Raw genomic sequence first — 14312 nt, forward strand, 5'->3', positions numbered from 1 at the left:
TCAGCCCGTTACTGTGCGGCAAAAGCGCCCGCATAAATGGAAAGGTTTCCGATCATGGCCACACGTCTCTCTCCCGTCCTTAATCGCATCGACTCAACGCTCGACGACGCGGTCGCGCGTCTGCTCGATTTGCTCGCGATTCCCTCGATCTCTACTGACCCCGCTTACAAGGCCGATTGCGCCCGCGCGGCGGACTGGCTCGTGGCCGATCTGGCCACCATCGGGGTCAAGGCCGAAACCATCGCAACCCCCGGTCATCCGATGGTCATGGGCCATGTGGACGGCCCCGCAGGACAAGACACCCCACATCTTGTGTTCTACGGCCATTACGATGTGCAACCCGTAGACCCGCTCTCTCTTTGGAACAATGACCCCTTTGCCCCCGCAGTCGAGGCCACCGCGAAAGGCAAGGTGATCCGTGGACGCGGCTCGTCCGACGACAAAGGGCAGTTGATGACCTTTGTTGAGGCCTGCCGCGCATGGGTCGCCGAACACGGACAACTGCCTTGCGAAATCACTTTCTTCTTCGAGGGGGAGGAAGAGAGCGGTTCGCCCTCGCTCGTACCCTTTATGAAAGAATATAAAGACCGCCTCAAAGGCGATGTCGCGCTGATCTGTGACACGGGGCTGTTTGGCCACGACACCCCCGCCATCGTCACCATGCTGCGCGGGTTGATGGGCGAAGAGATCGTCATCAAGGCCGCCGACAAAGACCTGCATTCGGGCATGTATGGCGGGCCTGCGCAAAACCCGATCCGCGTTTTGACCCGCATCCTCGCAGGACTGCACGATGACCAAGGCCGCGTGACGCTTGACGGCTTTTATGACGGTGTGCCCGAACTGCCCGCCGATGTCGCGGCGCAATGGGAGGCCTTGGGGTTCGATCACGAGGCCTTTTTGGGCGAGGTGGATTTGAACCTGCCTGCGGGGGAGAAAGACCGCAGCGCTCTGGAAATGATCTGGTCACGCCCGACGATGGAATTCAACGGAATTACAGGCGGTTACACGGGCGACGGGTTCAAAACCGTGCTGCCTGCACAAGCCTCGGCCAAGGTCTCCGCCCGCCTTGTCGGCACACAAGACCCCCATAAAATCCGCGAAAGTCTACGCGCTTACGTCGAGGCCAACCTGCCCGCCGATTGCACCGTCGAGTTCCACCCCCACGGGGCCTCTCCCGCGTCGGTGATGGAAACATCACACCCCGCTTTTGAAGCTGCCCGCAACGCACTCTCTGACGAATGGCCCAATGAGGCCGCCTTTGTCGGCTGCGGCGGCTCCATCCCGATCGCGGGCTATTTCAAAAAGATCGTCGGCGTGGACGCCCTGCTCGCAGGCTTTGGCCGCGATGACGATGCGATCCATAGTCCAAACGAGAAATACGACCTCGAGTGCTTCCACAAAGGCATCCGTTCTTGGGCGCGCATTCTCGACGCCGTTAGCACCCAAACCAAAGGCTAAACCCTGTGACCCTGTCAGACATGATCCTTCGCGTCCTGCGCCTGATTGGCGCGGCTCTTTTAGTGACAGGGTTCGCATTCGGCGTGCTGTGGTGGACGGGCAAACCGTCCAAAGACTTGCAAGGCATCTGGATCACCAATGGCTACGGCTTGGTGGTCCAGATCACGCCCTTCACCATCGCGCTCCACGAGATTACCCCCGTGTCCTGTTTACCCTCACAAAAATTGCCCGCGCATATCGGCTTGGCGCGGCGTCTGGCGGGCTACAGCTTTGACGTTCAAGGCGACGATCTGACGGTGGGCGTGGCGGATGTAATCGACGACATACGCGCCTACCGCGTGGACGCCCTCCCCGATCAATGCCTCCACGGGAAAATGGCCGGACCGCTTGAAACCTTCGACGTATTCTGGCGCACCTTTGACACCCATTACCCGAACTTTGAGCTCTACGGCGTGGATTGGGACACGCGACGCGCCGAAGCCCTAGAGGCGCTTGCGGACAATTTCGACCCGAAACACCTCTCGGATGTGATGGCCAACTCTGTGCGCGGCCTTGAGGATGCGCATGTGAATCTGATGACACCTTCAGGGGATTTTTCGCCACTGGCCCCTGCCCCGTGGGACAAGGATCAGCGCACGTTCTGGCAAGTCACTGACAGCTATCTGGTGAGCGAGCGCCAGTTCATCGAGACAAGTGGCATCCGCCACGGATGGCTTGAGAACAGGATTGCCTATATTGGCATGCACCACATGGAAACCGAACCGCCCCTTGGTCAAGCGATGGTCGATGAAGCCGAACGTGTCGTCGCACAACTGTCGCAAACTTATGCGGAGGCCAAGGGCGTGATCGTCGATCTGCGCACAAACTCAGGAGGTTCCGACCCTGTCGCGCTGACCTACGCAGGCCTGTTTTCCGCCACTGATTGGCCCGCAGGGTCCAAGACAACGCAGATCCTAAAAGGATATATGACTGGCGACACGCCGTTTTCGGGCCATGGCGCGCCCGCGCCGATTACAGCGCCCGTGGTGGTGCTCACCAGTTCCGAAACAGTATCGGCCGCCGAGATTTACGTCATGGCGGTGCGCGAGCTACCGCAAGTCACTGTGATGGGCGAGAACACCACGGGATCGCTCTCGGACCTCATGGTGCGGAGCCTGCCCAACAAATGGCATTTCACCCTGCCCCATCAGGTCTACACCTCTGTGCATGGTGAAGCCTTCGAGGGCGCGGGCATTCCGCCAGATGTGCCCTATGCCGTTGACGCAGAAGGATTTGCGCGGGGCAAGGACACAATGTTGGAGGCGGCTCTAGCACGTCTTTCAGACCGTTAACCGCTTGTCGTTATTCGGCGTCTCACCGCGACATGCGCGACAGTTTGAGCACGAGCAGCACCCACGGTAGCCCATGGAATGCGAAGTCAAAAATGTCGATGGGTCGGGTCAAATCGCCCGCCACAAGCATCTTGAGCTTTTCCCAGACATGCGGCTCAGGCACGAAGGGCGCAAGCCCGAGCGTGAGGCAAATCAAAACCAGTGAAAAAAGCGGGAGGGAATCTATAAATTTCATCCCAAAAGTATGGTGGATCAGTCTCGACCTGTCTGTGAGTTTGTCACGCGAGACAGCCAGAGCCCCAAAAACAAAAAGCGCCCGCAGAGGGCGCTCGATCCGATTGGTAAAATGGTGGGTGATAAGAGATTTGAACTCCTGACATCTTCGATGTGAACGAAGCGCTCTACCACTGAGCTAATCACCCGCCGTGGCGCGGTATTTAACGCCACGGGTTTGGTGATGCAAGCACGAAAGACTTAAAAATCAGTCGTGCTTTTCGTCGGTAAATTCAGGGGCCGCAGCAGGCGTCTTGGCAGCTTCGACCATCGACTTGGAGCGACGGATTTTAGTGATCATGACATGGGCGTTGGGTGCCTCTTTCATGCGGTTGACCGACAGTTTTCCAAGAGGTGGCAAATTGACGTTTTCGCCCCGCTGCAAGGTATCCCCCAACTCCATCAAAACCGCGTCCACGATCTTTTTCGCGATGCCGCGTTTGACACCCGACGCATTCGCCACGCGGTCAAGAAAATCCTTCTTGCCCAATTCTGTGACCACGTCGGGAACAGGCACATCCACGGCGCTCGCAGCGACAACGGTTGGCTTGGCCGCTTTGGCCGCAGCAGATTTCGCAACTGTCTCTTTGGTCTTTGCGGGTTTGTCTTTTGATGTCGTCGTAGGGCTCTTGGCCATGATGCATAACTCACTCATAATAAACGTTATCCCCACTCTATCCTGTATTGGCGCGAAACTAAAGTTCCATGAACGCCAATGGATATTTCACGCGCCAACCAGACAAATCTGACACAACAGACAAATACACGGAAAAAGGGCACCCGCGAGGGGCGCCCTTTTCAGTGTTTGATCGTCAGGCCATTCTGTACGGATCAAGGATTAATGCGCGACAGCTGTCTGAGACGCATCTGGTCCCGCCGTGACTTTGGCCAGACGTGCAGCCTCTTCGGCGGCATCATCCCATTCAACCGGCTCAGGTTGACGCACCAGAGCGTGTTTAAGCACTTCGGACACATGGCTGACGGGGATGATTTCCAACCCTTCTTTCACATTGTCCGGAATGTCCGCGAGGTCTTTGACGTTTTCCTCAGGGATCAACACGGTCTTGATACCACCCCGCAAGGCTGCGAGGAGTTTTTCCTTGAGGCCGCCGATTGCTGTGGCATTGCCGCGCAGCGACACCTCACCCGTCATGGCAATATCCTTGCGCACCGGAATTTGCGTCAGCACGGAGACAATGGTTGTAACCATCGCCAGGCCCGCACTTGGTCCATCTTTCGGCGTTGCCCCATCCGGCACGTGAACGTGGATATCCATCGTGTCAAACAGTGGCGGTTTCACCCCGATTGAAGGAGCGATAGAGCGCACATAGGAGCTTGCTGCCTCGATGCTCTCTTTCATCACATCGCCGAGTTTCCCTGTGGTCTTCATCCGCCCTTTGCCAGGCAGTTTCAGAGCCTCGATCTGCAACAGATCACCGCCCACAGAAGTGTAGGCCAGCCCTGTGACAACTCCGATTTGATCGTCTTTTTCGGCCAACCCATGACGGAAACGTTTGACGCCCAAGAACTCTTCGAGGTTGTCAGACGTCACGTGAACGCTCTCGACCTCTTTCTTGATAATCTTCGTCACCGCCTTACGGGCGATCTTGGAAAACTCACGCTCGAGATTCCGCACCCCCGCCTCACGGGTGTAATAGCGGATCACATCCACAAGCCCCTCATCGGAGATCGAGAATTCCTTGGCCTTGAGGCCGTGGTTCTTGATCTGCTTGGGGATCAGGTGCTGTTTGGCAATCTCGAACTTTTCGTCCTCAGTGTAGCCCGACAGCGGAATGATCTCCATGCGGTCCAAAAGAGGTCCAGGCATGTTGTAGCTGTTCGAGGTGGTCAGGAACATCACGTTGGAGAGGTCATATTCGACCTCCAGATAGTGATCCACGAAGGTGGAGTTCTGTTCCGGATCAAGCACTTCGAGCATAGCCGACGCCGGATCGCCACGCATGTCCTGACCCATCTTGTCGATCTCGTCGAGCAGGATGAGCGGGTTCGTGGTTTTGGCCTTTTTCAACGCCTGAATAATCTTGCCGGGCATGGAGCCGATGTAAGTGCGACGGTGTCCGCGGATCTCGGACTCGTCGCGTACGCCGCCCAAAGAGATGCGAATAAACTCGCGCCCCGTGGCCTTGGCGACCGATTTACCCAAGCTTGTTTTACCCACACCAGGAGGGCCCACAAGGCACATGATCGGGCCTTTGAGTTTCTGGCTGCGTTGCTGCACGGCAAGATATTCGACAATGCGCTCTTTGACTTTTTCAAGACCATAGTGATCGGCGTCGAGAATATCCTCAGCGCGATTCAAATCCTTTTTGACCCGCGACTTGGTGCCCCATGGGATCGACAACATCCAGTCAAGGTAGTTGCGCACAACCGTGGCTTCCGCCGACATCGGGCTCATATTCTTGAGCTTCTTCAACTCGGCTTCGGCTTTTTCCTTCGCTTCTTTGGAGAATTTGGTCGCAGCGATTTTGGCCTCTAGCTCGGCCACTTCACCTGCACCCTCTTCGCCATCGCCGAGTTCCTTCTGAATGGCCTTCATCTGCTCATTCAAATAATACTCGCGCTGGGTTTTCTCCATCTGCGATTTGACGCGGGTTTTGATCTTCTTCTCGACGTGAAGCACGGACATCTCGCCCTGCATCATGCCGTAAACCGCCTCAAGACGCTCCTCAACCGAGAGAGTTTCAAGCAGCTTTTGTTTTTGTTCGACATCCACGCCCAAGTGACCCGATACAAGATCGGCCAGTTTGGCGCTGTCGCGCGCTTCCGAGACGGCCACCATAGCCTCTTCGGGAATGTTTTTCTTGATCTTGGCGTAGCGCTCGAATTCCTCGGCCACCGTGCGCACCAAAGCCGTTACAGTGGCATCATCGCCCTGCACTTCTTCGAGGCGTTCGATATTGGCAAGAAAGAACGGCTCACTGGTCTCGAAATCTGTAATTTTGACGCGCGTTTGCCCCTCAACCAACACTTTAACAGTGCCATCGGGCAGCTTGAGCAATTGCAGCACATTGGCCAATACGCCAGTGCGATAAATTGCGTCCGCATCAGGGTCATCCAATGCAGGGTCCATTTGGGCCGACAGCAAAATCTGCTGATCGTTCGCCATAACCTCTTCGAGAGCCTTTACCGATTTGTCGCGGCCGACAAACAACGGCACGACCATGTGGGGGAACACCACAATGTCGCGAAGGGGCAGAACAGGGTACGTTTGATTGTGCTCGTGCATTTTTTTTCCTTATCTTGGCAAAAAGACCCGATCCCGCTCGAGCGGCAATCTTTGGTCTTTTCCGTCTCGGTATTTATATTTGGGGGATGCACCCGACATTTCAACCGTGACGACAGGTCGCTTTGCAAAGAAGTGTGCCTGTCCATGCCCGCTCTCGCAAGCGCATAATGACGGTATATTGGAAACAAATAGAGCTAAACACAGCAATTACACATTGAAACGCAAACAACCCCTCCCCAAACTTGACGCCACAGCACAAATACGTGACAACAAACAAGTTAGTTTAAAAGCAGGGTAAAGAGCGCATGCCGACTTTGACATTTTTTCTTCTTCTCCTGCTCGGTGGCGCGGCCATTTTTACAGGGTCGGACGATCTTGAGGACGACACACCTGATGACGGTGGCAGCTCAGAAGTCGACAGCCTGTAAAACGCCCACAACGTTCTAGCATGCCCCCCCTCTCCATCATCGTTCCGTTTTACAACGAAACGGCGTTTTTACATGCGGCACTGGCCTCTATCGTCGCGCAACGGATTGATGGCGTTGAGATTATCGTCGTAAACGACAACCCCGAGGCCTATTCCCCGGCCGATCTCGACCGCCTCACAGATGGCTTTGATGTCACCATCTTGCACCATGAGGTCAACATGGGCCTGTCGGCGGCGCGCAATACAGGACTAGCTGAGGCAAGCGGCACCTACATCGGTTTTCTCGACGCCGATGATTACTACACCACGCGCGGGTTGGAGCGGCAGTTTTCCTACGCGATGGAGACACATGCCGACATCGTTCACGCCTGTTGCTATCTCGGTTTTGCTGGCAGCACCGACACACAGATTTTGCCGCGCGACAAGCAACTCCACCTCAAAAAACGCGTCACGCGCGGCCTCAAGGGCGGCGAAGAGGCACAGTTCATCGTCTCGTCATGGTCGAGCCTCTATAGCCGCGCGTTTTTGCAGGAATTCGATCTGACATTCGACACCGAACAGCGCAAATTCGAGGATCGTCTATTTGTGCTCGACTGCGTCACCCGCGCCCGCTCCATTGCCTATCTGGGTGACCCCGTGCGGGTCTGGCGACGTCGCGCAGGCTCCATTTCCGTGACCTCCGAAGGGTTCGAGACGCACAAGTTACAAGTCCAACTGATCGAAAAATGCATGGCCCTCATACGGGCCCGCGTAGCAGATCATTCTCTGCCCAAACGCTATGAAAAACGGGAGTTGTTCAATACCGTGTCGCGGCTCATCTGGGACATGGATATTATCCGTGCGCTTGATGAAAACCGCTATGACGTGGCTTACTGCCAACTGGGCCAACGCATTTCGGAGCTGCTGGGCACGGACAGCTTCGGAAATGCGGTGTTTGACGATGCGATGGTGCGCAAGACCTCACGGATCGGCATGCGCACGAAACGCGGCAAAATCCGCCGAGTCGATTTTTTCGAATTGCACCGCGCCATGCGTAACGGCGATTTCAAGACGGCACACAACGTTCTTAAACGCCGCGCCCCCGAGCCTGCGCCATTGCCGCCTACCCCGCCAAAGTTTCCCGCGAAACGACTGGTCCTGCATATCGGCCAACACAAAACGGGCTCCACCTACCTGCAACACCAACTGGTCGCCCACCGCGACGCACTCAAATCGCATGGTGTCTTGGTCCCGCGTACAGGCTTTGCGCAGGACGACCAGTTTGACACTCGCGAAGGGGGCTTGCCCGGGCATCAGGGGCTTTTGTTCGCTTTGCGTACGGGTGATGAGGAGACATGGGAGACCCTTTGGCGCGAAGTCCGCAAGAGCAAAACCCAGACCGTTGTCATTTCATGCGAGAATATGGGGATGCCCACGGCGTCCGACCGCGACACCTTGATCGCTGCCTTGATGCATAAGTTCAGCGGATTTGGCACCGTGGATGTGGTGGCCTTTCACCGCGAGCCGACGCGCTACGCGGAATCCTTTTACCGCGAATGGGTCGCCTGTGGTCGCGCTATGGGCGCACGGAGTTACGAGGAGTTTTTGGTAGATTTCGGCGATGCCTTGCTCGACCTCCCCGCGCAATTCGCACCGTTCGAGGCCGCCACGGGGCGCAATGTCAGGCTAGGGGATTCCGATGCGGCGCGTCAGGGCGCAGGACTGTGGCCTGCGTTCTGTGCGCTCGCCGATCTGCCCGTAGACGCGGTCAAGGATCTGCCCGCCGTGACAGCCCCGACCTACAAAAGCTACAGCCGCGAAAGCACGGATTTCCTTCGCCTTGTCAACATGTTGCAAGGCGACACTCAGACGCGCCAACGGATCTTGCGCGGCTATTTTGCCACTGCGCCGGACAACGACCCGTCACCGAGCGCATTGCCTCCTGCGGCGCGACTGGCGCTTTTGGATCAATGGGAAGAGCAATCAGGTGCCTTCGCCGCCGCACGCGGATATGCCCCTGATGTGGCACAATGGCGGGCGGACCTCACGCAAGAGGACTGGACCCCGCCCGCAGGCGTCAGCCCCGATCAGATCACGGCCCTTTTGGACGCCACTGCAAGTGCGCTCCCGCATGTGCCGCAATCCACAGCCACGGCAAGTGCGCTCCCACATGCGCCGCAGTCCAAAACCGCGCCGACACCCGAGACCTCGCGCAGAAAAAAACGGCGAAAATTCCGCATCCGTCCCCGTCCGTGGGTCTACAACACCTACGACTGGATCACGCAGCGCCTGCCGTTCTTCTTGCAGCGCTAGTCTTTGGGTGCAGGCTCCATAAGCGCAGCGCCCGTGATCTCGGACAGCCCCCACTCACCGCTGTAGTCGATTTCAAAAATCATCACGATCTTATCGGTGAAGTAAGGGATCAGGGTAACGCGCCCTTCAAGCCCTTCGCCACCGACAAAGGCACCTGACAGTTGCGGCAACGCCTCGGGACCGCAGGGCGTCATGGACACCGCATCAGCGATCCATTCGGTCTCCGCCGTCCACAACAGGTCATCCACGGCATCGACATCATAAAGCGGTGCTCCAAGGGTGAGCGCAATCGGGTCACGGACCAAGTCGCCAAGGAAGGCATCCGACAACACGCCCTCCGCCGTCAGCGTGGCGCGATTATCTTCAAAGGCTTTAGTGGTCGAGACCGTTTCGGCCTCAATCTGAACCGAAAGATCGCCTGCAAAATCCCCCGCCGATTGATCCGTCAGAGCCGCAAGAACGCGCTCTTGGTCATGCCAACCGCACAGGCTTTCCCCCGCCAATGTAGGAGTAGCGAAAAGCGTTAAGGCGAGTACAGAGGCGGTCAGCATTTTCATCGTCGCAGCCTCACACTGGCTCAATATCGCCAAGCGCACGGGTGTCGTGGAACTCTTTTTCCCACGCCGCAAACTGGCCCACTGCAATGGCGTCGCGCATGCCCTGCATGATCTCTTGATAATAATGCAGGTTGTGCCATGTCAGCAGCATCCCCGAAATCATCTCGTTCGCGCGGAACACATGGTGCAGATAGGCCCGCGAGTATTTGGAACAGGCGGGACAGGTGCACTGTTCGTCGAGCGGGCGTGGATCGTCGGCGTGGCGGGCGTTTTTAATATTGACCTGCCCGCGGCGGGTCCATGCCTGCCCTGTACGCCCTGAGCGCGACGGCAGCACGCAATCCATCATATCGACCCCGCGCTTGACCGCGCCAACGATGTCATCGGGCTTACCCACGCCCATCAGGTAGCGCGGCTTGTCCTCCGGGAGCTGTTCGGGGGCGAAGTCGAGACAGCCGAACATTGCCTCCTGCCCCTCGCCCACGGCCAGACCACCGATGGCGTAGCCCTCGAAACCGATCTTGGTGAGCGCCTCGGCGCTCTCGGCGCGCAAGTCCTCTTCCAACCCGCCCTGCTGGATGCCGAACAGCGCGTGGCCGGGGCGATCCCCGAAAGCCTCCCGCGACCGCTCGGCCCATCTCATCGACAGGCGCATACTCTCCTCAAGCCGCGCACGATCGGCGGGCAGCGCGGGGCATTCGTCAAAGGCCATCACGATGTCGGAGCCAAGCAAGCGCTGGATTTCCATCGAGCGTTCAGGCGTCAACTCGTGCTTGGAGCCGTCGATATGAGAGCGGAAGGTGACGCCTTTTTCCGTCAGCTTGCGCAACTCGGCGAGGCTCATCACCTGAAACCCGCCGCTATCCGTGAGGATCGGCTTGTCCCAGTTCATGAACTTATGCAGCCCACCCAGTCGGTCGATCCGCTCCGCCGTGGGGCGCAGCATCAAATGGTAGGTGTTGCCGAGCAAAATATCGGCCCCCGTAGCGGCGACGCTTTCGGGCATCATCGCCTTGACCGTCGCAGCAGTGCCGACAGGCATGAACGCCGGCGTGCGAATGTCGCCGCGCGGCGTGGAAATAACGCCCGTGCGGGCTTTGCCATCTGTGGCGGCGAGGGAAAATGAGAATCTCTGTGTCATGGGCGAGCAATACCGTCAAATCTCGGCGCGGACCAGAGGGGCGGTGTTCATGCGTTCCGTCATTTTCGTCTTTGCGTCACAAATCTCTTGTCAGAATCCGTCAAAGGTGAAACTGGGACGACTTGGTTTCGCGAATTTGGAAAGAAACGGACATGACCGACACAGCGCCCTTTACTTTGGGTTGGGAAGAATGGGCCTCCCTGCCCGATCTCGGCCTGCCCGCCCTCAAGGTCAAAGTGGACACAGGGGCACGCACCTCGGCCTTACACGCCTTTGACATCGAGCCATTCGGCCATGAGGATGCCCCCAAGGTGCGTTTTAACGTCCACCCTGTGCCCGGGCGCGAAGATGTTGTGATCTCTTGCTCCGCCAATGTCGTAGACCGCCGCGAAGTGACCTCGTCCAACGGCGAGACCGAATTGCGCTATGTTATCGAAACGGAGATCGGGATCGGGGACCGCAAATGGCCCATCGAGATCACGCTCACCAACCGCACCAATATGGCCTACCGCATGTTGCTCGGACGTCAGGCGATCACCGAAACGATGGTCGTCGCCCCGACCGAGAGCTTTTGCCAGCCACGTCTGGACAGCAACGTCTATTTCTCCTCCGCCATTCGCGCCTCTGGTCCCGCACGGGCCTTGCGCATCGCAGTGCTGTCGCGTGAACCCGACAGCTATTCGACGAAGCGTATCGTTGAGGAAGGCGAATTGCGCGGCCATGTCGTTGAAGTGATCGACACCACGCGCTGTTACATGGCGATCAATGCAATGGCACCCGAGATTTACTACGATGGCGCCCGCCTGCCGCGCTATGATGCCGTCATCCCGCGCATCGGCGCGTCCATCACGTCCTATGGCACCGCGGTCATTCGTCAGTTCGAGACCATCGGCACATTCTGCGTCAACGGCTCGGCAGGCATCACCCAATCCCGCGATAAATTGCAGGCGCATCAAGTGCTGGCCCGTTACCGTATCGGGATGCCCACCACCGCCTTTGCGGCCTCACCCAAGGACACCGACAATCTGATCGCTTTGGCGGGGCAAGCCCCGTTGATCGTCAAGCTACTGGAAAGCACCCAAGGGCGCGGCGTGGTTCTGGCAGAGACAAAAAAGGCTGCGCAATCGGTGATCTCCGCTTTTCGTGGGCTCAAAGCCAACTTCCTCGTTCAGCATTTTGTCAAGGAAGCCGCGGGCGAAGACATCCGCTGTGTCGTCATTGATGGGAAAGTGGCCGTGGCGATCAAGCGCACCTCATCGGGCGGTGATTTCCGCTCCAACCTGCATTTGGGCGGCACCGCGACCCCCGTGCGCATCACCAAAGCCGAACGTGAAGCCGCATTGCGCTCGGCCAAGGCCTTTGGATTGCGCATCGCAGGGGTGGATTTGCTCCGTGCCGAGGATGGCCCAAAGGTGTTGGAGGTCAATTCCTCACCAGGTCTGGAAGGCGCAGAAAACGCCACGGGCAAGAACATCGCAGGCCTGATCTACGATATGATCGAGAAACGGATGCGCCCTGTGCCTGCTCGGAAGTCACGGAAAACATCTTAATAACAGAGACGTGGGGGAAAATCCGCCCCCGCGTCCAAATGCACCAGAGGAATGCAACTGACACCTCTGGACCTTGCCCCTCTTAAAACCTATATCTTTGCTCAGGAATAACGTGAGAGCAGTAGATATGACCGACAGCGAAAACCCCGTCGAAGGCACGCCCCTGATCAAACCCTCGAGCACGGATCACCCGTTGCACGAGGCGGTCGTTGAGGCCTGTCGCACGGTGTATGACCCTGAGATTCCCGTGAATATTTACGATCTAGGTCTCGTCTACACCATCGAGATTTCACCCGAGAACGAGGTCCATATCATCATGACCCTCACAGCTGCGGGCTGTCCTGTGGCGGGCGAAATGCCAGGATGGCTTGTCGACGCAATTGAGCCTTTGCCCGGTGTGAAACATGTCGAAGTCGATCTGACGTGGGAGCCACCGTGGGGGATGGAGATGATGTCCGACGAGGCCCGCCTCGAATTGGGCTTTATGTAAATAGCCCAAGACCTGAGATGGAATATTTAAGCGCAGCCCGAAACGGCTGCGTTTTTCGTTTTGCAACCTTTTTGGGCTGCGCATATCTACATGCAACCTAATATGGTTGCATTTTTCGATTCGCAACCTATATTGGCTGCATCATGACCACACAAACACGCAAGATAGCCGTCCTTACGGGCGATCTCGTCGGCTCCACCGCGCTGGGCCCCGCGAAGGTGGAACAGGCGTTTGACGCGCTAGAGGCCTGCGCCGATATGCAAGCCGACTGGATGGATGGCCAAAGCCTCCACTTCACCCGTCACCGCGGCGATGGCTGGCAAGTAGCCTTGGCCGAACCGAAATACGCGCTCAGGTCGGCACTATGCTTTCGCGCCGCATTGCGGGCGCTAGGCGAGGAGTTCGACACCTATATCGGGATTGCCGAGGGGGATGTCGCAGGCGAGATCGGACCGGATTTGAATGGGGAAACGAAATCACCATTTTCGAGGTCTGGTGAAGCCCTTGAAGACATAAAGCGGTCTTCAACGGGTATCAGAATGCTATACGAAAGAGCCACCCCACAAGACGCACTCGCAATTGCACTTGATGGATACGCATCCGAATGGACAAAAGTGCAGGCAGCAACCATTTCCGAAATACTGTCTCCAGATTACGATCTAAATTTTTCAAAAACCGCAATTAAATTGGGAAAGTCCCGTCAAACCGTAACGAAAACCATCCAAGCTTCTCAATACGAGAGGATATCTCTTGCGTTGGCGAGTATGGAAATGTGGATAGATACCAATGACTAGCCTCCTCGCCGCCCTGTTCCTCGCCCATGTCCTTGCCGATTACGTGTTTCAATCCGCATGGATGGTGGCGCAGAAGTCCAAGTCGGAGACCTTGTTTCTGCATTTCCTGATCGTGCTTGGGACAGCGATGGTTACGACAGGGCAGCTCGCGGACCCGTGGATTTACCTGCTCGCGCTCACGCACGTCATTATCGACAGCATAAAGGCCAAGGTCGCGGAGGATGGCATCACCGCCTATGCCGTCGATCAGGCTGCACACCTGGCCACCATCGGCGCCATTGCTCTCCTCGCACCAGACCTCTACGCGACAGGCCTATGGGCAAGTGCCCCCGCGTGGCTGGCCCATGCCATGCTCCTTGTGGCGGGCCTCATCTACACCACCCGCGCGGGTGGTTTCGCGGTGGGCAAGCTGATGCAACGGTTTGGCGACAGCCCCTTTGCACCATCATCCTCCGACACAGATGCCCGCCACGGCGCAAGCCTGCCCAACGGCGGGTTCTGGATCGGCGTCTTGGAGCGCGGGTTGATTTTCCTTTTGCTCATCGGTCACATGCCTGCGGGCATCGGCTTTCTCGTCGCGGCCAAATCCGTGTTGCGCTTCGAGGCCACGCAGGACGCCAAAAAGGCCGAATGGGTGATTATCGGCACGCTTGCCTCGTTTGGATGGGCGATTGCGATCACAATTGGCGTGATTGCCCTACGTGATGCACTTCCACCGCTTGAGATCATGCGCCCCACACCTTAGGTTAAAG

12 protein-coding genes and 1 tRNA gene are annotated in these 14312 nt (G+C 57.5%); 7 read left to right on the plus strand and 6 right to left on the minus strand.

The genetic code is table 11. The annotated features are described in order from the left end of the window. Positions 1-54 precede the first annotated feature (54 nt). Both ACN0TS_RS01225 and ACN0TS_RS01230 read left to right on the plus strand, forming a co-directional pair. Positions 55-1458: a M20/M25/M40 family metallo-hydrolase gene (locus ACN0TS_RS01225; protein ID WP_417257493.1), complete on the plus strand. Its 1404-nt coding sequence runs from the start codon at positions 55-57 to the stop codon at positions 1456-1458. A gap of 5 nt (positions 1459-1463) precedes the next feature. Continuing rightward, complete coding sequence (locus ACN0TS_RS01230) at positions 1464-2789, plus strand: S41 family peptidase (protein WP_417257494.1); 1326 nt, start codon at positions 1464-1466, stop codon at positions 2787-2789. 22 nt (positions 2790-2811) lie between these two features. Here the strand turns inward: ACN0TS_RS01230 and ACN0TS_RS01235 are convergent, their stop codons facing one another. From ACN0TS_RS01235 to lon, 4 genes are all read right to left on the minus strand, one after another. Next, the gene (locus ACN0TS_RS01235; RefSeq protein WP_417257495.1) at positions 2812-3024 is read right to left on the minus strand and encodes an RND transporter; all 213 of its coding nucleotides are present in this window, start codon (positions 3022-3024) and stop codon (positions 2812-2814) included. A gap of 112 nt (positions 3025-3136) precedes the next feature. After that, positions 3137-3211 (minus strand) — tRNA-Val (locus ACN0TS_RS01240). Positions 3212-3270: 59 nt separating this feature from the next. After that, positions 3271-3699, minus strand: a complete 429-nt coding sequence (locus ACN0TS_RS01245) for an HU family DNA-binding protein (RefSeq protein WP_417257496.1) — start codon at positions 3697-3699, stop codon at positions 3271-3273. A 201-nt stretch (positions 3700-3900) separates the two neighbouring features. Continuing rightward, positions 3901-6309 (minus strand): endopeptidase La, encoded by a 2409-nt coding sequence (gene lon, locus ACN0TS_RS01250; protein WP_417257497.1) that lies wholly within the window; start codon positions 6307-6309, stop codon positions 3901-3903. Positions 6310-6757: 448 nt separating this feature from the next. Between lon and ACN0TS_RS01255 the strand changes: the two genes are divergently transcribed. After that, a complete protein-coding gene (locus ACN0TS_RS01255) occupies positions 6758-9028 on the plus strand; it encodes a glycosyltransferase family 2 protein (RefSeq protein WP_417257498.1) in 2271 nt (756 codons plus the stop codon). Here the strand turns inward: ACN0TS_RS01255 and ACN0TS_RS01260 are convergent. Both ACN0TS_RS01260 and tgt read right to left on the minus strand, forming a co-directional pair. Next, positions 9025-9585 carry a hypothetical protein gene (locus tag ACN0TS_RS01260; protein ID WP_417257499.1) on the minus strand — a complete coding sequence of 187 codons (561 nt, stop codon included), beginning with the start codon at positions 9583-9585 and terminating at the stop codon, positions 9025-9027. The two genes, ACN0TS_RS01255 and ACN0TS_RS01260, sit on opposite strands and share 4 nt — an antisense overlap. A 10-nt stretch (positions 9586-9595) precedes the next feature. Further along, on the minus strand, positions 9596-10726 hold the full coding sequence (gene tgt, locus ACN0TS_RS01265) for a tRNA guanosine(34) transglycosylase Tgt (RefSeq protein WP_417257500.1): 1131 nt from the start codon (positions 10724-10726) through the stop codon (positions 9596-9598). A gap of 152 nt (positions 10727-10878) precedes the next feature. On the opposite strand from tgt, the gene rimK reads away from it, so the two are divergent. From rimK to ACN0TS_RS01285, 4 genes are all read left to right on the plus strand, one after another. Continuing rightward, positions 10879-12276 carry a 30S ribosomal protein S6--L-glutamate ligase gene (gene rimK / locus ACN0TS_RS01270; protein ID WP_417257501.1) on the plus strand — a complete coding sequence of 466 codons (1398 nt, stop codon included), beginning with the start codon at positions 10879-10881 and terminating at the stop codon, positions 12274-12276. 127 nt (positions 12277-12403) lie between these two features. After that, the gene (locus tag ACN0TS_RS01275) at positions 12404-12766 is read left to right on the plus strand and encodes an SUF system Fe-S cluster assembly protein (RefSeq protein WP_417257502.1); all 363 of its coding nucleotides are present in this window, start codon (positions 12404-12406) and stop codon (positions 12764-12766) included. 143 nt (positions 12767-12909) lie between these two features. Further along, a complete protein-coding gene (locus ACN0TS_RS01280) occupies positions 12910-13560 on the plus strand; it encodes a hypothetical protein (protein WP_417257503.1) in 651 nt (216 codons plus the stop codon). Then, entirely contained in the window at positions 13553-14305 is a 753-nt protein-coding gene (locus ACN0TS_RS01285) for a DUF3307 domain-containing protein (RefSeq protein ID WP_417257504.1), read from the plus strand. Before ACN0TS_RS01280 ends, ACN0TS_RS01285 begins: the two co-directional genes overlap by 8 nt. Positions 14306-14312 lie beyond the last annotated feature (7 nt).

Source organism: Celeribacter sp. (assembly GCF_048266405.1).
GTDB lineage: Bacteria > Pseudomonadota > Alphaproteobacteria > Rhodobacterales > Rhodobacteraceae > Celeribacter.